Source organism: Nostoc sp. XA010 (genome assembly GCF_020829625.1).
Lineage (GTDB): Bacteria > Cyanobacteriota > Cyanobacteriia > Cyanobacteriales > Nostocaceae > Nostoc.
In genome coordinates this window covers 187,919-209,268 of record NZ_JAIVFX010000003.1, presented here as the reverse complement: position 1 = coordinate 209,268, position 21,350 = coordinate 187,919, and the positions used below count along the sequence as shown (strand labels likewise).

At 41.4% G+C, this 21,350-nt stretch carries 17 protein-coding genes; 14 read left to right on the top strand and 3 right to left on the bottom strand.

All coding sequences use genetic code 11. The annotated features are described in order from the left end of the window. Positions 1–10 precede the first annotated feature (10 nt). The 11 genes from LC608_RS06350 (at position 11) to LC608_RS06300 (ending at position 10,183) form a co-directional block, all read left to right on the top strand. Positions 11–745 carry a DUF1565 domain-containing protein gene (locus tag LC608_RS06350; RefSeq protein ID WP_229552725.1) on the top strand — a complete coding sequence of 245 codons (735 nt, stop codon included), beginning with the start codon at positions 11–13 and terminating at the stop codon, positions 743–745. Continuing rightward, positions 690–1,496 (top strand): calcium-binding protein, encoded by an 807-nt coding sequence (locus tag LC608_RS06345; protein WP_229552724.1) that lies wholly within the window; start codon positions 690–692, stop codon positions 1,494–1,496. Before LC608_RS06350 ends, LC608_RS06345 begins: the two co-directional genes overlap by 56 nt. 129 nt (positions 1,497–1,625) lie before the next feature. Further along, positions 1,626–1,805, top strand: a complete 180-nt coding sequence (locus LC608_RS06340) for a hypothetical protein (RefSeq protein WP_229552723.1) — start codon at positions 1,626–1,628, stop codon at positions 1,803–1,805. An 84-nt stretch (positions 1,806–1,889) separates the two neighbouring features. Beyond that, positions 1,890–2,054, top strand: a complete 165-nt coding sequence (locus LC608_RS06335; protein WP_229552722.1) for a hypothetical protein — start codon at positions 1,890–1,892, stop codon at positions 2,052–2,054. After that, positions 2,051–4,891, top strand: coding sequence for a DUF3131 domain-containing protein (locus tag LC608_RS06330; RefSeq protein WP_229552721.1), 2,841 nt, complete (start codon positions 2,051–2,053; stop codon positions 4,889–4,891). Before LC608_RS06335 ends, LC608_RS06330 begins: the two co-directional genes overlap by 4 nt. Before the next feature lie 141 nt (positions 4,892–5,032). Continuing rightward, entirely contained in the window at positions 5,033–5,242 is a 210-nt protein-coding gene (locus LC608_RS06325; RefSeq protein WP_229552720.1) for a hypothetical protein, read from the top strand. Continuing rightward, positions 5,226–5,558 carry a hypothetical protein gene (locus LC608_RS06320; RefSeq protein ID WP_229552719.1) on the top strand — a complete coding sequence of 111 codons (333 nt, stop codon included), beginning with the start codon at positions 5,226–5,228 and terminating at the stop codon, positions 5,556–5,558. Before LC608_RS06325 ends, LC608_RS06320 begins: the two co-directional genes overlap by 17 nt. Further along, positions 5,559–7,004: a DUF3131 domain-containing protein gene (locus tag LC608_RS06315; RefSeq protein ID WP_229552718.1), complete on the top strand. Its 1,446-nt coding sequence runs from the start codon at positions 5,559–5,561 to the stop codon at positions 7,002–7,004. It begins immediately after the preceding gene. Positions 7,005–7,063: 59 nt separating this feature from the next. After that, entirely contained in the window at positions 7,064–7,348 is a 285-nt protein-coding gene (locus LC608_RS06310) for a hypothetical protein (RefSeq protein ID WP_229552717.1), read from the top strand. Positions 7,349–7,393: 45 nt separating this feature from the next. Continuing rightward, positions 7,394–9,205, top strand: a complete 1,812-nt coding sequence (locus tag LC608_RS06305) for a glycosyltransferase (protein ID WP_229552716.1) — start codon at positions 7,394–7,396, stop codon at positions 9,203–9,205. Between the two features lie 627 nt (positions 9,206–9,832). Then, positions 9,833–10,183, top strand: coding sequence for an STAS domain-containing protein (locus tag LC608_RS06300; protein ID WP_229552715.1), 351 nt, complete (start codon positions 9,833–9,835; stop codon positions 10,181–10,183). Positions 10,184–10,517: 334 nt separating this feature from the next. On the opposite strand, the gene LC608_RS06295 is transcribed toward LC608_RS06300, so the two are convergent. After that, positions 10,518–11,708, bottom strand: coding sequence for a SpoIIE family protein phosphatase (locus tag LC608_RS06295; protein ID WP_229552714.1), 1,191 nt, complete (start codon positions 11,706–11,708; stop codon positions 10,518–10,520). A 149-nt stretch (positions 11,709–11,857) separates the two neighbouring features. Between LC608_RS06295 and LC608_RS06290 the strand changes: the two genes are divergently transcribed. Then, complete coding sequence (locus tag LC608_RS06290; protein ID WP_229552713.1) at positions 11,858–12,274, top strand: anti-sigma regulatory factor; 417 nt, start codon at positions 11,858–11,860, stop codon at positions 12,272–12,274. 31 nt (positions 12,275–12,305) lie between these two features. Here the strand turns inward: LC608_RS06290 and LC608_RS06285 are convergent, their stop codons facing one another. Then, on the bottom strand, positions 12,306–17,000 hold the full coding sequence (locus tag LC608_RS06285; protein ID WP_229552712.1) for a response regulator: 4,695 nt from the start codon (positions 16,998–17,000) through the stop codon (positions 12,306–12,308). 79 nt (positions 17,001–17,079) lie between these two features. Further along, entirely contained in the window at positions 17,080–18,357 is a 1,278-nt protein-coding gene (locus LC608_RS06280; RefSeq protein ID WP_229552711.1) for a hypothetical protein, read from the bottom strand. Between the two features lie 463 nt (positions 18,358–18,820). Between LC608_RS06280 and LC608_RS06275 the strand changes: the two genes are divergently transcribed. Beyond that, positions 18,821–20,206 (top strand): ABC transporter substrate-binding protein, encoded by a 1,386-nt coding sequence (locus LC608_RS06275; protein WP_229552710.1) that lies wholly within the window; start codon positions 18,821–18,823, stop codon positions 20,204–20,206. A gap of 231 nt (positions 20,207–20,437) precedes the next feature. Continuing rightward, on the top strand, positions 20,438–21,349 hold the full coding sequence (locus LC608_RS06270) for a carbohydrate ABC transporter permease (RefSeq protein ID WP_229552709.1): 912 nt from the start codon (positions 20,438–20,440) through the stop codon (positions 21,347–21,349). The last annotated feature ends 1 nt before the right edge of the window (position 21,350 follow it).

Genomic DNA, 21,350 nt, shown 5'->3' with positions numbered 1-21,350 from the left:
TTAAAAACAAATGACTTTGTATTATGTTTCTGGAATAGGTAATGATAAAGCTGATGGTGCGAGTGAAGCAGCAGCATTCCGCACACTTCAAAAAGCAGTAGACTTAGTAGTTGCAGGTGATACCGTCTATATAATGGATGGTATATACACGAACAAGTACACTAGCATTCTGAGTATTACAGATAAGCATGGAAGTGCTACTGCGCCAATCACGTTCGCTGCCTGCCCTGGGCATAAACCAATATTGGAAGCTCACAAAAATAATTGGAATGCAGTATCAATTACAGGTTCGTCTTATATAGTAATTGAGGGACTGACACTCATTGGCGCAAGGGATGAGATTACCTTAGAGTACGCACTTGAGCAAAAAGAAAATACAAATAACCCGGCCACTTCCGGGAACGGGATTACAGTTAGTTATATCAAAGGGACAAACAAGCGTTCGCACCACGTAATTATCAGAAACAATACCGTAACCAACTTCCCTGGTGGAGGAATTTCAGCAAATCAAGCTGACTATATTGTGGTTGAAAATAATGTAGTATCTGGCAATGCTTGGTACTCACCCTTTGGCTGTCAGGGTATTACTTTTCTAGAGTTGTGGAACTTTGATAACAATATTAAAGACTACCGGATAATTGTTCGAGGCAACAAATCGTTTGATAACAAACAGTTAGTGGCTTGGGTCAATGGATCGCAACATCTTTTATTCCAAAACTGGGAACTCAGTCACCTCAATACATAACTCCAGCAATATTTCATTCAATAATAATCTTGCTTGCAATGGGGCATTCAAAGGAACAGGCAAAAACAACATTGTAGGCATTGACCCATTGTTCGTTGATGCGGTGAATCATGACTTTAGGCTCAAACCTGGAAGTCCTGCCATCGATGCTGGTTCCAATGCCTTCAATAGCATCACTAAGAATACTCCCCTAGATGGCGATGGCATCGGCAGTGTATTGATTGATGCTGGTGTATACGAAGCCGCGACCAATAAGACTTCTATTACTAACAAAATTTCTCTTCTTAATGGCACTAATAGCTCTGAGTACCTAAAAGGCAATGCCCCAGCCAACAAGATTTATGGGTTGGGGGGTCAAGACACTATCGTAGGTAATCTAGGAAATGACCAACTTTCCGGAGGCGACGGAAACGATACGCTATTTGGTGGTATCGGCAATGACCAACTATTAGGGGGCGCAGGCAATGACTGGCTTTATGGGGGGGCAGGCAAAGATGTACTTACAGGGGGTTATGGCGCTGACACCTTTGTGTTGGCTTTAGGTGAGGGCACCGACTCCATTACTGACTTTGAAATAGGTAAGGATAAGCTTGCGTTGTCAGGTAGTCTCAAGTTCGGTCAATTGTTGATACAGCAACAAGGAAGTCAAACCTTCATTATGGATAGTTCTGACAATCAAGTATTGGCGAAGTTGGATAATGTCACTGCAAGTATACTTTCGGCTCAACCTTCCACTTTTATCACTATTTAGTTGTGTCTTTTGATATCCCTCTTCTGTCACTAGCGGGGAGGGAAATCTCTAGAAGCTTTATCAATCAACCAATACAGGCTATCCTATTACAAAAACTTGGTTGTTGTATTTATTAGAAAAAATTTTGCGATGCCTGCGCCGGGCAAAGCCATCGCTTCGTATACAAAAGCTCTAGAATTCAGAAATGGCAAAATTTCTTGGAGAGTGGCAGAAGAGGGATATCACAACAGAGCGATCGCATCAGTCGAGTGTATTGCGATTCGCTCTTTAGAAATTTTTGAGGGTTTTGGAGTTTCAATACGTGAATAAAATAACATCCTAAGCATTTTTTTGTCAATTTTTTATTTCTTTGGTTAGACTGAGTTTGCAATTTTCTTAGATCCGGAAAATTTTGTGTTCGCACTCGTCACCTACTTCGCAGTACTGCTCAAGCATACCCATCCAACGGAATATCGGATCAAAGCGGCGCAAGAATTTCACTGGTTAGTGCGTGATTATACTGACAAAAACGAAAAATTTGTCACTTATGACGCTCCTAACTCCTTCTTTGCATTATGATATCCAAACCCCGTCAACAAAAGCTGTTGAGATGGATTGCATTGTTCCTAATTGGGACATTTCTGCAATTGTTGTTTTATATCCCGACACCAGTTTTATCCCAAAATTCCAGTAGCTGTAGCAATATTACAGCCCCGCTTACTCCTGAAGAACAAACTTATGCTCGTGCTGCTTGGCAGTATTTTGTCAAAAATTATCAGCCAGCAACGGGATTTACTAATTCTACTGGCGGTTATCCTTCTGGTACACTCTGGGATATGGGGAATTACCTGATGGCGTTGAATGCTGCACGCTGGTTAAATCTTACTGACCAAGCAGATTTTGATTCACGCCTCAACAAGTTTTTGACAACTCTCAACAGCTTAAAGTTATTTGAAGATACTTTGCCTAATAAAGTCTATAACGCAGCCAATGCACAAATGGTTGATTATGGCAATAACCCACTCGAGCGAGGTCTTGGTTGGTCTGCTTTGGATGTCGGGCGAATACTTGCTGCATTTGATGTTATCCGCACCTGTCACCCTCAATATAATGACTGGCTAAAAGGAATTGTAGCAAAGTGGCAGGTAGGGCGATCGCTCAAAGATGGACAACTTTTTGGCGCTACTGTTCTCCCAGACAACACAACATTATTGGTGCAAGAAGGACGGCTCGGCTACGAAGAATATGGCGCAAGGGGTTATCAACTTTGGGGTTTCTCTGCACCAAAAGCTATTACTTTTGAGCCGTTCAAGTTAGTTGAAATTAACGGTGTCCAAATTCCCGTTGATACCCGTGACTTTCAAAGCACCAACGCTAATAATTACGTTGTTAGTGAATCTTATATCCTTGATGGGATTGAGTTTGGCTTGCAAGGTGAGTTAGCTGATTTTGCTGCCAGGGTTTTAGATGTGCAAAAACGGCGTTATGATACCACGGGGCAGTTGACTGCTGTCACAGAAGATAATATTGATCAAGCACCTTATTTTCTCTACAATACCGTCTACGCTAACGGTGCAAACTGGGCTACAATCACCGATGCCAATCAACCTTATCCCCAGTTTCGCAGCATCAGCACCAAAGCTGCTTTTGGTTGGCGCTATCTTTTTCCAGATAATGCTTATGCTCAAAAAGTTTTTGATGCTGTCAAGGATCTCCGCAGTCCTGATGATAGTGGTTACTATGCTGGTATCTATGAAGAATCAAAACAACCCAATAAAGCTTTGACAGGTAATACTAATGGGCTAATTTTGGAGATTTTATACTACAAAGCTAAGGGAAATCACCCTTTAATTGCTTCTAGTTCTGTAACTGTATCTACTGGCAAGCCCAGCGAAAATGCTTCTCCTGCAACAGCCTCAAATCAACCAGATTCTACTGTTACAACTCCTACCGCAAATCAACCGAATTCTCCTGTTACAACTCCTACCCCAACCCCTGCGGATACTTCTAAACCTACAGAAGTGGCTGTTGCACCCATTCCACCAGTGGATAGTCCCAATTCCTCATCTAACCTCAAATTAGATCGACCACTGTCAGTAATTGAACGGCGTTATGCAGAGGCGGCTTGGCGATACTTTCAAGCGAATTATCACTCCAAGAGTGGGCTGATAGACGATCGTAGTGATTTCAAAGGTGCAACCCTCTGGGGCTTAGGAGATTATCTCGCAGCACTCCATGCAGCGCGATCGCTCGATATAATTACTCCTAAAGAATTTGACCAGCGCACCCGACATCTTTTAGCAGCCTTGACAAAGTTACCATTGTTTGGAGGAGAATTGCCGAGTCGGGGTTATGATACCAGATCGCTTCAATCAGTAGATTATGGTGGAAATCCAGTTCCAGAAGGCAACGGCTGGTCAGCTTTAGATTTAGGCAGAATACTGGCAGCGCTTTACAACTTAAAAACTTGTCATCCAGAGTATACGGCTGCCGTAGATAAAATTGTGCTGGATTGGTCATACTTGCGTGTGGTACGTGAGGGTATTCTTTCCAGTGCTACAACCACCAAAGAGGAAGATGGGCGATCGCATACCCGCGTCAATCCTGAAACCCGCTTGGGTTATGAAGAATATGCCGCTCGTGCTTTTCAATTATGGGGATTTAATGTTGATGGTTCTGCTGTTGGGGGTGAATATCAAACTGCCTCAGTAGCGGGTGTGAAAGTTCCAATCCAACGTCGTCGCACGGATACTAAATCTAAAAACCAATACACAGTTAGCAATCCATTCTTACTCTATGCACTGGAGTTTGGACTAGATCCACAAATGCGATCGCTCTTTGAACCAATTTTTCAGGCGCAAGCTGAACGTTACCATCGCACTGGAACTCTCACAGCCTCAGCCACCACCTTAATTGATCGTAAACCTTATACTGTCCACAGCACAATTACTGGGCGGGGTGAGTCTTGGGTGGCCTTAAGTGATGACGGGCAAACTGTACCAAAAGGGCGATTGGTAAGTACAGCAGTCGCTTTTGCGTATCATGCCCTGCTTCCAGAAAATAAGTACAGTCAAGAGTTACTGCAAGGAACGACTGACTTATACAATCCATTAGTCGGATTTTATGAAGGTTTCTATGAAGCCACAGGTAAAACGGCAGTTGGTTTCACCAGCAGCACCAACAGTATGATTTTGCAATCCTTGCTGTACAAAGTCATGAATGGACAACCCCTAATTCGTCCAGCTACCAGCATGAAATCTCCTTGGTGGCAAGAAATTACAAAGGGAGATTCAGGGCGAGGTTTACCCAACACTGCAAAACAACGAGCCAAGTTAATTTCTGATAGTACTGGAAGTTACTGGCTTTCAGGTAGTGAAAATACTAAGTTAGTAAGGGATACAAAAATTACAAAGTAAGAACGTCTTCCCATACCTGAAGCAGCTCCACTTACAACAAAGTAAGCTAATCGGCATTAAAAGTCATACAACTTTTTGACCGGCTATTTTGCGAAATCTTATTACATCTTGATTGAAATACAACTGATTAATTACAAAGTCGTGTTTGTTATTAATCAGTTGTATTTGGGAATACTTGTATATGATGCAGTTAGTAGCTTGCACGATCAACAGACATCTCGATTCAAAATCCCTGGTTACTCCTTTAAATCTATGAACAAGGTACGACTGGCGCTGATGATGCTAATTTTACTAGGAAGCATCTTTGCGAGTAAAAATTTAATGGCGATCGCTGATGCCTCACTGGAGTAGCCCAAAAGAAGTTTTTGAACCATATATCAAGCGGATGAAGGTTATGGCTGGCAGTAAGCCGATTTTCATCGCTCAAACAGCTAGTACGAGTAATACGCAAAATAGTTTACAAAACACTGCCAAAGACCAATGGTTACGAGACTCTTACACTCAGCTAGCTGGGATGGGTGTAAGAGCTATTCTTTATTTCAATATTAATAAGGAATGTGATTGGGCAATCAACAGCAATAGCGGCAAATCTGCTGGTTATAAAAACGCGGTAAATAATCCGGCTTTCGGCTATTTATCGCCTGCTGAGTTGGCAAAGAAAATATAAATGACAACAAGCGGCATCAAAAGCATGATTTTGCAATCAGTTTTGTACGCAACAGCAAATCAACAACCCCTGCTTTGTCCAAGTCTGGCGACGTGGCAGTGTTCTCCTACGCCATCTATAATCATTGCTGCCCCTAATAACTTTAATCCTGATGTCCAAACACCAACGCCACCAAACGTTCCAGAATCGGTTGCTCCGATAGTCACGCCACTAAAACCAAAACCAACCACTACGCCAGAAAAACCCGCTACTCCAACGCCCACAACTTCTTTCCCACGATTAACTCAAGAAGCGGATAAAATTGCTGCGGGGCGGGCTTGGAAATATTTTGAGCGTAACTGGAATCCTCAAACAGGTTTAGTAAATTCGGTAGATAACTTGCCGTGGACAACTTGGTGGGATCAAGGTAGCGCCTTACTAGGAATTCATGCGGCTTACCAGTTAGGGCTATTGCCGCAAGATGTTTTCCAAAAGCGCATGAACACATTGCTACAGACGTTAGAAAAACTGCCGCTACCTGCAACTGGTTTGCCCAACAAAGCTTATAGCACCCATACTGCTGAAATGCGCCGACTCAATGACACCCCCGATAGCAAGGGTACAAGTGGTTGGTCAGCTTTGGATATGGCGCGATTTTTATTAGGATTGCATGTTATGCGATCGCATTATCCAGAATATAGCGAGCATATCAATCGCATTGTTGCTCGTTGGCATATATCGAAACTTGTCAAAAATGGTTGGTTAAATGGTGCTATCCCCAGAGCAGGCAAACTTCTCGAAGTGCAAGAAGGGCGATTAGGCTACGAGCAATACGCTGCTCACAGTTTAAAGCTGTGGAATATTCAAGCTGCAAATGCTCTTTCCAATCCACCAGTAAAAACGGTTCAAATAGATGGAATTAAACTGCAAATTGACGAGCGTAATTTCAAAAACTCTGGAGCTACTAACTACCTGACGAATGACCCTTATTTACTCTGGGGTTTAGAAATGGGTTGGAATGATGCTGTTAAAACTCAAGTGCAAAACCTTTTTAAAGTGCAACAGCAACGGTTTAAACGCACTGGAATTTTAACTGCTGTAAATGAAGACTCCTTAGATCGTTCCCCTTACTTTCTGTATTACAGCGTCTACTCCAATGGCCAATCTTGGCAAGCTGTGAACACCAGAGGAAAAGCCTATCCTCAATTGCGGTTTATCAGTACAAAAGCGGCATTTTCTTGGTTTTCACTCATGCCAGATGAACCTTACACGAAAAAACTGCGAGACTTCGCTCAAAATTTATCCGATAAAAATCGCGGCTATTTTTCAGGACGATATGAAAATTCTAAACTAGGTGTTAATGCTTCAGTTGACGTGAATACGAATGCGAGCATTTTAGAAAGTTTGCTTTACCAAGCTAGAGGCAGACATCCACTAGTGCTTGACCCTTCGGAAATTAAAAATTAAAACTTAAAGTAATTAAATATTTAATTTTTAATCCTTAATTTTTAATTCCTGGTACTAACATGACTTCAGTTGCTCTTGTCGATAATTCTTCAAACTTTTCCGGTAACAGTCGCTCATCACTTAAAAAAAGAACGCTGTTGTTTCGCTACCTGGCAGAAATAAATTTAATTTTTGGGATCTGGTATTTGCAATGGCGCATTACCCATTCCATCAATTTTGATGCGCTCTGGATCTCGATTCCTTTGCTGATAGCAGAAATTTATAGCTATTTCGGCGGCGTAATGTTTGTGATTGGGTTGTGGCCAGGGCGAACGCACGGCATTTCTGAAACCCCTGCTGGATAAGGATCTTGACGAAAAAATAGGCTAAATTTAAAAACGCTGAAACCCTTGCTATTAAAGGATTCTTATACTTTAGATGCGTTTGCCCTGGGGTTGTGGCGTCCTTTGGTGCGACAGGTTAAGTCTCTCGACCAGATGATCCCATCTATACCCAGATCAGATTGGCCAACAGTGGATGTATTTATCACCTGCTACAACGAGCCGCCGGAAATTGTAGAAGAAACTGCCAAAGCTGCTCTAGCAATAGATTATCCGCCAACCAAGTTATGCGTTTATGTACTCGATGACGGTAACTCGGCTGATATACGAGCTATGACAGAAAGATTGTGTATTGAGGATTTGCAGTCACCACAACTACAACGAGAAGCGAATCGAATTGATGCAGAACACTCTAGCTTGTTGGAGCGTCTGAAGCAACTAGAAAATTTCACACCTAATACTCAAGCTGCTGAACAGTGGCTACAATCATCAGAATCGGTGGTTAATCAATTTGCTACCGAATTTGTGCAAAGTTTACGACAGTTTATTCTTTGGTTACCTCCACAGCATCAAAGTATAAGCGATTCTCCTGCAAAGACGCTACGCGATCGCTTAACTAGCGAACGAAAAGCCTTAGAAGCAGCTATTCGCAAAAAAGAACTGGAACTTGTGGAACTCTCCCGGTTTCGCTACATTGCTCGTCCCAAGAAGCCTGGTGTAGCGCATCATGCCAAAGCAGGCAACATCAATTACGCAATTTTTTCTGGAGAAACGGCAGGGAATTTTATTGTTACTCTAGATGCCGACCACATTCCCAAGCCAAATTTTCTCAAGCGAGTTGTACCTTATTTCTACACTTATAATCTTTCAACAGGAAAATACGACGAGAATAAAATTGCTTTTGTACAAACTCGCCAGGATTTTTACAATATTCCTCCAGGCGATCCTTTTGGACATCGAGCAAATTTCTTTTATGGGCCACTTCAACAAGGTAAAGATGGCATGAACGCTGCCTTCTATACGGGCACAAATGCGATACTAAGGCGTGAGGCATTAGTTAGCGTAGGACTGCAAAATTTTGCTGATGATTTTGCCAAAGATGAAAAACGTTTAGATGAATTTGATTTAATTGGTGGGGTATCGAGTAATAGCATTACCGAAGATATGAATACAGCTATGCGTCTGCATAGCGCTGGCTGGAAATCTATTTATCACAATGAACTTTTGGCAGAAGGTTTAGCGCCAGATGACTTGAGTTCTACTCTTAAACAGAGGTTACGCTGGGCACAAGGAACTATTCAAGTACTAGTAAGAGAAAATCCACTGACAAAATCAGGGCTAATGTTTTGGCAGAGGTTGCAATATTTTCAGACGATGTATAGTTATTTCTCTGGTTTTGCAACTCTAGTTTTTCTTTCTTGTCCAATTATCTATTTTTTTACGGACATGATTCCAGTTAAAAGCTACGGAGCTGACTTTGCCATACACTTTTTCCCAGCTTTTGTTATCAACCGTCTGACTTTCCTAGCAGCTACTTGGGGCATTCCAGCTAGGGAAGTTTGGCGTTCGGAACAATATGCGATCGCTTTATTCCCCTTATTAATCCAAGCTGTATGGAGTGTATTCACAGGACAAAAAATAAATTTTCAAGTAACACCTAAGCAACGTCAATCCGGGATTTATCTCCGGCTCGTTTGGCCACAGTTGGTTGTCTTTACCCTCACTAGTTTAGGAATATTGTCGAGTCTTTACCGCTTTGCGATTGGTCATCTAAATAATCCTTTAGTTCACTTACTAAATAGTACATGGGCTATCTATAACTTGTTACTTTTGTGGGCTATTATCCACGCATCTATTTGGCAGCCTCCAAAAGAGTCCTAAGTACAGCTTTGTGTAAAATCGTGGCGAATTAATTGAGAGTTGAAAAAGAGGCAAGGGAGCAGGGAGTAAGGAGGGTAAAAGGATAAGGGAGAAATAACTCCTAACTTAGGTAAAAAATAGTTTGATTTTTCTAAATTAAAATACTGTATTTTTTCAAAATAAAATTTATTGCTTTTTTTGTGTAGATTTATACATAAAATTTATTTTATTGCTTAAGATAGATTTACATGCAATCAATTCAAGTACATGAAAAAATTTCTGGGTGCTTTAATGGTTTTTAGTCTAGTAGGATTAGGAGCATTCTCTACGGTTAATTCTATAGTGACAATACTGGAAATATATTGCTAGAAATCAAAAAAACAGGAAATGTGGCTAATGAGGTTTCAGTCCCAGAACCTAATATTGTTCTTGGTGTGCTGGCAAGGATCGCACTAGTATTGAAAATGAAACGCAAGCAATAAACTGTTATATAGCTACAGTTGTCTGTTCATAGTTAGTAGAAAACTTTGGATATTTTTAATGAGATATCCGACTGGGTAGCAACTACTATATCTATTGCCATTTCCATTAACTAAATGCCAATATATATATAGTTTTAAAAGGAAATAAATAATCAGGAAATAAACCATGCAACTAAATGTAACAGTCCTAGAACTATCTGGAATTATAGATGGGATTAGAGGTAATGAACTGCGTCGTCAAATTAGCGGCATTCTGGCAAATGGAGCCGATATTTTGTTGCTTGACATGAAACAAGTAAACTTTATCGATAGCTCTGGTTTAGGCGCTTTAGTATCAGCAACGCAAATGGTACGGAATGCTGATAGTAAACTTTTTGTCTGTTCTATCAGCGATCAAGTCAGGATGTTGTTTGAACTGACTAAAATGAATAGAATTTTTCAAGTCTTTGCTGACCGCGATGAATTCAAGCAGAAAGTATTGCCAATAGAGCAAGCTGGTAGACAATACAAAATTTGACTATTGGGAGTTGGGAGCATCTCAATTTTGCAAGAACATGTTTTTTATTGCGTTCGCCCCTGGCGTTCCCCAAGGTACAAAGCGACAGCCTAATACCACAAGGCGGAAGTCAAAAGTCAAAAGTCAAAAGTATTATGGAATAAGCTCTTTAGGGATTTTAAGTGGTTGCTCTCTTTACGCCGTGCCGTACTAGTAAAGCAATCGCAAGATATGGGATTGCTTGTCTTCAAGACGCTTCGCGAACACTCGAATACCTTGCGATCACAATGACAATTTACAACCTGGGTTTGATATAAATTGCACATTTGGGATGCTCCCTTCACATTTGACTGTCCTAACTAAAGTTAACTTTTACTAAAGATAAGTCATCATCAAGATTGTCTTGAGCATTTAAAGTGAGAATATTTGCTAATAATTCCTTGAGGTTACACGTATCTTTCAGGCTATATTTCGTTATTAGTTCAATGAAAGCATCAATACCCCAAATTTCGCCGTCTGACTGATTAATTTCATAAGCGCCATCACTAAAAATGTATAAAGTGCTGTTTTCTTCAATATCAAAAACAGCATCCTCAAATTGGACATCAGGTAAAAAGCCAATTGGTAAATCTAAAGAAGTTAACTGTTCAACTTGGATACTTGTTGTTGAAGTATTAGACAACAGTAAAGCTGGTGGATGTCCGGCGTTAGCATAAATGAGTTGACGTTTAAGGCGGTGATAAACTCCATACCAAATTGTGAAGTATTTCTCACCGTGATTTTTCATTTGGAAAGCGTGATTGAGGGCTTTTAGGACTTCGCTGGGTTGACAAAAATTAGTGTTCGGTAGAGATTGCGATCGCAAAACATTCAGCACGGATACAGATAGGAGGGCTGAACCTACGCCGTGTCCTGATACATCCAACAAATAAATTGCCAAATTATCCTCGTCGATCCAATGATGGTCAAAGCAATCTCCCCCAAGCTGTGCTGAGGGAATAAACAGATTTTCTGTAGTTACTGCTCCTACAAGTGGTGAGGGTAAAAGCGATCGCACATAGTCAGCAGCCTCTGACAATTCTGCTTCCAAAATTTGCTTTTGGGTTTGTAAATCTTGATTTAGTGTCTCCAAAGCTTTTTTTTGACTTTGTAAGTCCTGATTTACCTGGTGTAATCTTAGCCCTGCTCTCACCCGTGCTTTCAATTCATTCATCTCTATTGGTTTAGAAACAAACTCGTCTGCTCCAGCATCAAGTCCCTTAACTCTATCTTCCTCCTCTCCTCGAGCTGCTCCCCTAGCAGTCAATAGAATAAAAAAAGTAGTTGCTAATTCTGGATCTGCCCTAATTCGACGGCACACTTCTAACCCATCTAATTGAGACATCATCCAGTCACAGATAATCAGAGCAGGATGTAGTAATTGTGCTTGTGTAATTCCTTCCTCGCCATTTTTGGCGACACTAATATCATAACCCTGATTTTGGAGTGTTTTTTTCAGTACTGTTCGCACTATAGGGTCATCATCAATAACCAGAATTTTAAACATAAATTAAATTTAGCTAAGTAGAATAAAAAGTAATTAATTACTTTCATTAAACTTATATTAAATTTAGTTTTAAATGTATAGTGAAAATACTCAAATTAAATAAATTCATTATCGAATATGATCGTTTCAAAATATTTATTGGTCAAGAAGTGAAAAATAAAATTTATCTAAAAGTCAACACAGACTTGACAGCCTCACCTAAAGTATTGTCTTGGTTCGAGCAGATGAATCAACCAGCTATCCCCGATAAAACAATTTGGTGGCAATGTCAAACTCTGATGATGGAAGGCTTTACTAACATTGTTGAACATGCTCACAGAAATTTACCTATTGAAACTCCTATTGAAATAGAAGCTGTACGATTAGATGAATACATAGAAATTCGTATTTGGTCTCAAGGTGAACCCTTTGACTTAGAGCAGCAACTGCAAAAAATATCTGAATTTGAGGAGAATGAGCAAGAGCGCGGTCGTGGTTTAAAAATCATGTCCGCCATTGCCGACAAGTTGAGTTATGAGCCGACAGTAGATCATCGTTACTGTTTATTTATTAGTAAATATTATTAAAGCCCCTGACTCTTCAGTCAGCAGGCAAAAGTTAGGAATTAAGAGTCCTGCTTAAAAATTCTTGGATGCGTTGAACAAACTCTTCTAACTCTGAGATTAAGTTAGTAGTACCTCGACGTTCTTTATTGTAAGCTAGTCGTTCTAGCTTTTCTGCGGCTAGATGCATAGTTATAGCTCCAATATTGGCACTAGAACCTTTAATTTGATGGGTTCGGAGCGCTACTTGCTCAAAATCATAATCAGCGAGCGCTATTTTAATTACCTCTAGATGAGGTTGAATATCTTCAACAAATAATTGTAGTAGTTCCAATTCAAATTCTAGGTTGTTTTCTGAGAGTTGATGCAAGCGTTTCCAATCAATTGGGAGGTCAAATGAATCTACATCTGTTGTAGAAACTGTCTGTTCCAAAGCATCTGTTTCTTTTTCTCTAAATATCGCGCCTCCCCAACGCTCTAGCGCCGCAGCCAATTTTTGTTTAATTACTGGCTTACTTAGATAGTCGTCCATTCCGGCATCTAGACACATTTGTTGATCTTCTTTCATGGCATTAGCTGTCATCGCAATTACTACAGGACGACGACCACTGACAAAGCTACTTTCTTGCCAACGATGAATTTCTTTTGTGGTTTCTAAACCGTCAAGAACTGGCATTTGGCAATCCATCAGAATTAAATCGTAGGGAATTTTTTCTAATAGCTGCAATACCTCTTTTCCATTACCAACGACATCAGCGCTATAACCCAGGCTTTGGAGTTGCTTCAGGGCAACTTTCTGATTTACCAAATTATCTTCAGCTAGAAGAATTCTAAGTTTGAGGAAGTTAGGGCTAGGAGAATAATAGTTGCTCTTGTTTTCGTAATTTTTAACTTTTAACTCCTGACTCTTGTTAGCAAAGCGGGGCGTAGCCCATTCTGACTCCTTTTGTTCCATCTGCGTTCCTAAAATAGTCATGATGGAATCGAGGAGTCGGGACGGCTTAACAGGCTTGGATAAATAAGCTGTAAATCCTATTTTTAGCGCCTTTTGGATTTCATCTCGTTGATAAGTAGAGGTAAGCATAATTAAAGGTAAACTAGCGATCGCTGAATTTGCCTTAATTTGCTCTCCTAAAGTCATGCCATCTATTTCTGGCATCTGCATATCAATCACAGCAACGTCATATAGAATTTTCTGCTTGGCAGCCTCCTGAATAGCTCTGAGGGCACTAGCAGCCGAAGCAGCCTGATCTACAATCATTCCCCAACGAGTAGCTTGATGGTAGATAATTTTACGATTAGTAGTATTATTATCCACTACTAACAAGCGCCGATTAGTCAAAAGTTCGCCTTCGCTTTCTGAGGAAATAGGGTGAAGTTGTTTGGCAAAAGTTACTTCAAACCAAAACTTAGATCCTTTGCCCAACCGACTTTCTACGCCAATTTCTCCTCCCATTAAGCTCACCAGTTGCTTGCAGATGGCTAATCCCAAACCTGTGCCGCCATATTTGCGGGTGGTGGAAGCATCTACTTGGGTAAATGGCGTAAAGAGTTTGCATTGGTCTTCAGAGGTAATGCCAAGACCCGTATCTGTGATGGCAAAATAGATGGTGGCTGTAGTAGAGTTTTGCGAACGCAATTCTGCTCGTAGTACTACCTCTCCATTACTGGTGAACTTGATCGCATTGCTAATCAGGTTCATAAGAATTTGCCGGAGGCGGCCAGCATCGCCTTGCAGATGGGTGGGGACATTGGGATAGATTAACGCGGCAATTTCTAATCCCTTATTATGGGCTGGAGGAGCCAATAATTCTAACACCTCTTCTATACAGGTAGATAAGTCAAAGTCTAGAGTTTCTAGTGCCATTTCCCCAGCCTCAAGTTTGGATAGATCCAAAATTTCGTTGATTAGGCTTAAGAGGGCGTCTCCACTAATACGGATTGTTTCAATAAAATCGCGTTGCTCCGAGTTTAAAGGAGTTTCTAACATTAAGCCTGTCATGCCCAACACAGCATTCATCGGAGTTCGGATTTCATGGCTCATGTTCGCCAAAAAGGCACTTTTGGTTTTAGAAGCTAATTCAGCTTGATGACGGGCAATTTCGAGTTCTCGTCGCTGTTGAGTTTCTGCGTTTAACATTTGGGCTTGGGCTAAGGCAATACCTACTTGATCGGCTATTTGTCGTAAAAGATGAGTTTCAAAGCTAGACCATTGGCGGGAACTGCCGCATTGATGGACAATCAGCAAACCGCAAATTTCTTCTTTGACAAGAATGGGTATGACTAAATTGGACTTGACTCCAAATTGTTGCAGTAATTCTATGTGGCTTTTTTGGAGTTCAGCCATATCTAAGTCAGTAAACTCCAGATTTAGTTTTTGACGATACTGCTGTAGATAGTACTGTTGTGTATATTCTGCTTGAAAGTAAGCATCGGCTAGCTCTTTGTCTTTGATTGCCAGCCAGCCAGAAACTACTGCCTCAACGATGGTGGCTCCAGATCCATCTGCCAAAGGTTGATAAATCAAAACTCGATCGCTATGGAGGATTTTTTGTACCTCCGTAACAGTGATTTGAAGAATTTCTTTGATTTGCAAAGACTGACGAATTTTGAGGGTGATTTCAGTAAATAGTTGCGATCGCAAGTTTTGGCGTTGAAGTTCTTCTTCTGCTTGCTTACGCTCAATAAACTGCCCTACTTGCTCACCAATAGAATTCATGACTGTTGCCAAATCTGGGTCAGGTCGCTGAATTTCATGGCTAAAGCAGGTAATGACACCAATAATTTTTTTACCACTACGGATCGGAAAACCGAAAGCTCCGTGCAGGTCTGCTTGGGCAGCGATTTGAGAGCGGACGAAATGCTGTTCTTCAACAACATCAGCGATCCAAACAGGTTCGACACTTGTCCAGACACGACCAGGCAGCCCAATTCCTGGTGCAAACGTAGTCTGCCGACTTAAGATGTCAAATTCTTGCATTTTGTAGGATGTTTTATACCATGAATTTAGCAATGACAGTAGATTTACTTGCTGATCTACTATCCAAAATTCACTTAAATTCCATCCCAAACTTTCGCAGATTCCTTGCAGAATTTGGGGCATGGCTTCGTTGATTGTAGTTGACTCTGCTAAGACGCGTGTTGTAGCATACTCTGCTTTCAAATGTTGTTCAGTTCGTTTACGTAAACGAAGCTCCTCGGAGACATCACTGATGTCAATACCTGTAGCAACAATGTATTCAACGCGGCCTTTATAGTCTTGTAAAGTAGTGTTAACCCAGGCAATGAGCCGCCGACTGCCATCTTTAGTTATCCAATAGTTTTCGTATTTTTGCGGCCCTTCACCAAATTCCAACTGATCAAAAACTGCTTTAACTGGCCCTAGCTCTTCAGCAAGTAAAAACAGGTTCCAAAAATGCCTTCCTCTCACCTCATCAAATGAGTAACCAGTGGTTTGTTCACAAGCTTGGTTGAAGCGAACGATTTGCCCTTGTGTGTTAAGAACTATTACCAAAGCGCTGGCTGTATCAAGGACTGCTGAGATAAAGTTGCGTTCTGTGTTTAGTGTTTCCTCTGTTAATTTACGCTCTCTGACCTCACGAGAAATTAAGTAGTAAACTATAGCCATAATCAGGAACCCTAGAGAAATAGCGAAGGCAAGTGTCAAAAACGTATTTTTAGCACTGGCTTTTGCAGCTTGTGACTGCTGTTTAAGCAACCCTCTATCCTGATTATTTATCTCATAAATGATCTTGCGGATATCATCCATGAGATGTTTTCCGTGATTTGTCTGAATTACCTGCAACGCCGCCTCGAATCCCTGATTTTGACGTAGGTATATAGTCTTCTTGAGGATGGCAAGTTTTGCAGCTATCAGATATTCAAGGGTTGCAAACTGCTTTTTTTGGCTTGGTTGATCTGCAATTAAATCTTTTAATTCTGCAATTTTTTGATCGATGTTTGTAATTACTGCTTGATAAGGTTCTAAATAACTTTCTTGTCCAGTAAGAATATAACCGCGTTGTCCAGTCTCAGCATCCTTCATCTCGGACAGTAATTCTTCTAGTTTATTGATTTTCTCTTGGGTTGTTTGAACCTGATTATTAGTATTAATCAATATCTGTGTGTTTTTATAAGAAATCACCCCAATCAAAACTAAAATTGTCGATGCTAACCCAAACCCGACCGCAACTCTTTTAAAAAATTGTTTGTGTCCCTTCTGTACCTGTTTGCGTGTATCACTTACCAATACTAAACTTGTTAAAGTGCGCCGCATTTCTAGTTGCTTGATTACCTGACGACCTAAAATTCGTAATGCTTCAACTTGTTCTAAAGAGAGGTTTCTTGGTACACGGTCAATTACACAAAGTGTTCCTAGGGCATATCCTTCAGGATTAATTAGTGGTACACCAGCATAAAACCGAATGTTCGGGTCAGAAGAGACTAGCGGATTTGTAGCAAACCTTTCATCTTCTGTGGTATCAGGCACAATAAAAACTTCAGGTTGCATAATAGCATGGGCGCATAATGCCTGATTTCGAGGTGTTTGTAGCACATCCAAACCAACTTTTGACTTGAACCACTGGCGATCGCTATCAACTAAACTGATTAAGGCAATGGGAGTTCCACAAATATATGAGGCTAAACGGGTAAGGTCGTCAAAGGCAGCTTCCGAAGGAGTATCGAGGATTTTATACTCCAAAAGAGATTCGATTCGCTGTGTTTCGTTATCAGGTAATGGTGCTTTCATTCTTAAGTCTCATACCATTGTGGATTTTAGATTTTGGATTTTAGATTTTAGATTATTTATAGGGTTTACCTCCTGCCTCCTAAAATTTGACCCGCAACTGCCCTGTCAAGGAATTACCACCGTAGGCACTTCCCCCTGTTTCTTGATTTCGGACATTGCTAAAGCTATAGCCAAGATCTGTCTCTATATTTGGTGAAAGCTTTACTGTACAGCGCGTTTGATAGGTATGGGCGTTGTCAAATTCTCCTTGAAGTCGCTGCTGTCCTAAGTTGGCAGCGAGGCGACAGCGTAAGAAATTAGAAATATCTCCTTCCCAAGCCACCTCAGCGTTGTAAACTAGAAAATCTGGTGGAGAAAAATAGCCACTTGTGCGTTCTAAGTTGCGATCAAAACTCCAATTGAATAAGTTAGCTGCCAGAGAAAACTGTCCAAACTTGCGCTCTAGCTTACTAAATGACTGCACCTCAGCATTACCATCGTTATAACTGCCCAAACGTAATGATGAAAACAAGCTGGTGTTACGGTCAATCTGCCAATATAAATCAGGCCCAAATCGCCAAGCAGTAATTTGATTGTCTAAAGTTCGGGCATTAGATTTATAAGGCCCTTGTTCTAAATTACCTGATAGCACTACTGCCGATAGCAATTGACCGGATGACGAAACTCGTGGCCGTGAAATGGGAACCTCTACCTTAGCATTGAGATTAATAACAGTTGGTAAACGATTGAACACATCGACTCCAGCTGCTGTTTGCAGAGTCGTTTCCCCAATTTTTCCCTGCCATCCAACTTGCAAGGGAAAATTAGTAACTGATTCAACACCACGTTGCTCAAAGAAGTTAAAACCTGTCTTGATAAATATTTTATTGCCATTATTCAATTGAAACTGAATCCTTGGTTCAAAGAATAAATTAGTTTGGTCGAAGTTATCTGTGTCATAGCGATAGTCCGTATAAATACTTTCCAAAACTGCATCCAGCTTTCTTGGTTCGGTAGAAGTTGTTGGTGGGCTAGAATTCTGCGGTGGTTCGCGTAGCGCTGGCGGTAATTGCAAATCAGGATTGAAGTTTTCGGGTGCCGCCATCAAAATAGGTGTTGGCTTTAATCGATAGGGAGGTATTTTAAGCGTTTCCTCTTGCCTCCTGAATTTGGTGACTCCCTCGGTCAATTCTGAAGGTGATTTCCAAGTCTGATGTGCCTGGGCAGCTTGTAACTTAGCTTCTGATAATGTCCAAATACTTACACTACAGATTACTCCCGATTGAATCTGTAGGCATCCTAAAATCAACTCAGTATACAAACTATATCGAGAAACAAAGAAATAACGTCTAAAATTATCTGCCCTAGGTCGATACATAGTTGTAAATGATAAAACTTGCTGCCAAAAAGTTTTATGGCTGCTAGCTGATGTATTTGGCTTGGGATTAGGGACTTCCAACTAACAAAATATCCCATCGCATTTAGGACAGGGGGCAGGGGGGAGAAACTAGTCGTGTTGAGTCCAGAAATTGGGATAATTTATTTTTTGGAGTTCCCTTATAATGCCCACAAAATATGCTTGTTAAGACATGACAAAGAAAAAAGTGTTACTGAAGGCAGCGATGAACTCCAGATTTGAGAGAGTTACTGGGTGTATCCCAGTTTTTATTTTTCGATGAAATAATAAAATTTAAAAAGAGCGATCAGCTTGATATTAAGTTTATTGACTTGCTTGTTCATTACTCAATAATTTTGATAAAGAATAATATAAAACAATCTTTTTTCAGATAATCTATGCTTTTATTTATGAATAATTACCACTAGCGATCGCTACATTTATAATGTTGCACCGAAACCCAATAAACAAGTTACAAAAATTTATCCAAAAACAGAGTTATTTACATATAGGGGTTTTCCTAGCAACTCTGTTGAGCATCATATTGTTCAGTTGGGTAGCACTCTCACAGCAACCAGTTACCCTCAATCTGTTAATGACTGCTCCTGATGCCGAACCTTGGAGGCAGGGTTTGATTAAAGACTTCGAAGCTGAGAACCCAGGTATTCGCATTAACCTGGTTGAAGGGCCGAATGCCACAAATTTGCTCGAAGACCTGTATACCTCATCTTTTATCTTAGGTGAATCCCCTTATGACCTAATCAATATGGATGTGATCTGGACATCCAAGTTTGCTGCTGCTGGATGGTTGTTACCGCTAGGCGATCGCATTTCTAAACAGGAGCTGGAAGCATTTTCATCGCAGGATGTAGAAGGGGGACGTTACCAAGACAAGCTGTACCGCATTCCAGTGCGTTCCGACGTGGGAATGCTCTACTACCGGGAAGATTTAATCAAACAAGCAGGATTGCAACCGCCAGAAACCTTTGATGATTTGATCCGAATTTCCCAAGTCTTGCAGAAGAAAAAGCAGGTGAATTGGGGCTATGTTTGGCAGGGTCGCCAATATGAAGGACTTGTGGCGATGTTTGTGGAAGTCCTTGATGGCTTTGGTGGCTTCTGGGTTAATCCCGACACCCTGGAAGTTGGACTAGATCGACCAGAAACATTACGAGCCATTGAGTTTCTGCGTAGTACCGTTAAGGAGGGCGTTTCTCCTCCTGGAGTCACAACTTACCAAGAAGAAGATACCCGGCGGTTGTTTCAAAGTGGTCAAGTAGCGTTTTTACGCAGTTGGCCCTATGCGTGGCCTTTAGCTCAGGCAGAAAATTCGCCAATCCGGGGCAAAATAGCAATTAAACCGATGGTTCATGCTCCTGGTAAGACGGGAGCGGCTTGTTTAGGGGGCTGGGGTTTAGGAATTGCTAAATCTTCTCAACATCCTGAAGAAGCTTGGAAAGCAATTCAGTATTTTACCAGTCGGGAAGCACAGCGCCGATTTATTTTCAGTGCAGGCTATGTGCCAAGTCGCCGAGATTTATTTACAGACCCAGAGATTGTTGCTAAATACCCCCACTATCCGCAATTATTGGAAGTCGTGGACAATGCAGTTTTACGTCCGCCAATCGCCCAATATGCTCAGACATCAGATATTTTGCAGCGTTATCTCAGTGCCGCGTTATCTGGTCGCATGAATTCTGAACGAGCAATGCAAGCTGCTGCTGCTGAAACGCGGCGACTCTTGGGGCAGGGGGGCAGGGAGCAGGGGGCAGGGAGCAGGGAGCAGGGGGCAGGGGGCAGGGGGCAGGGGGCAGGGGGAGTTAGAAGTTAAAGCATTGGCTTAAAGACTTGTTCATCCACGTCGGATACTCATTCATCCACCTCAAAGGTTCATTAACGGAGTTCAAAGGTTCATTAACGGAGTTCAAAGGTTCATTAACGGAGTTCAAACACTCATTAACGGAGTTCAAAGGCTCATTAACGGAGTTCAAAGGCTCATTAACGGAGTTCAAAATCCTCAATGTCCAATTCTCAATGCCTTATGACCAATGACAAATGACAGATGACTAATTTACATACACTAAGAAATCGAGAACAACAGACAGCATGGATATTACTAACACCAGCATTGCTGTTGTTGTTGTTTGTATTTGCCTACCCAATTTTACGAGCATTTTGGTTAAGCGTATTTACTAGAAATTTGGGAACAGAGCTACAACCCGTATTCTCTGGTTTGGACAATTATGTGCGGATGGCGGGGGATGGCCGTTTCTGGCAGAGTTTGTGGGCGACGACCGTGTTCACAACAGCATCAGTAATCTCAGAACTACTGCTAGGACTGGGGGTTGCCCTAGTTCTCAACCAGGCGTTTTTTGGGCGGGGTATAGTGCGTACAAGCGCGATAATACCTTGGGCTTTGCCTACTGCTCTGATTGGTCTGGCGTGGTCTTGGATTTTTAACGACCAGTTTGGGGTTGTGAACGATATTCTGCGGCGGTTGGGGCTGATTGAGACTGGGATTAATTGGTTAGGAGATCCAACGCTGGCGATGATAGCAGTGGTTTTTGCTGATGTTTGGAAAACTACGCCGTTTATCAGTATCCTGTTGCTAGCTGGGTTGCAATCGATATCACAAGACCTCTATGAAGCTTACTCGGTCGATGGGGCAACTGCTTGGCAAAGCTTCCGCAATATTACCCTGCCACTACTGCTGCCACAAATCTTAATTGCAGTGCTATTTCGGTTTGCTCAAGCTTTTGGGATTTTCGACTTGATTGCTGTGATGACTGGAGGTGGGCCTGGTGGTGCTACTGAAGTGGTGTCATTGTATATTTATTCTACGGTGATGCGCTACTTAGATTTTGGTTATGGAGCAGCCCTTGTAGTAGTGACATTTTTAATATTGATTGCTGCGGTAGCGATCGCTAGTTTCTTACTTAACAGATACCGTGCCAAAACATCAGGAGCCATTTAAC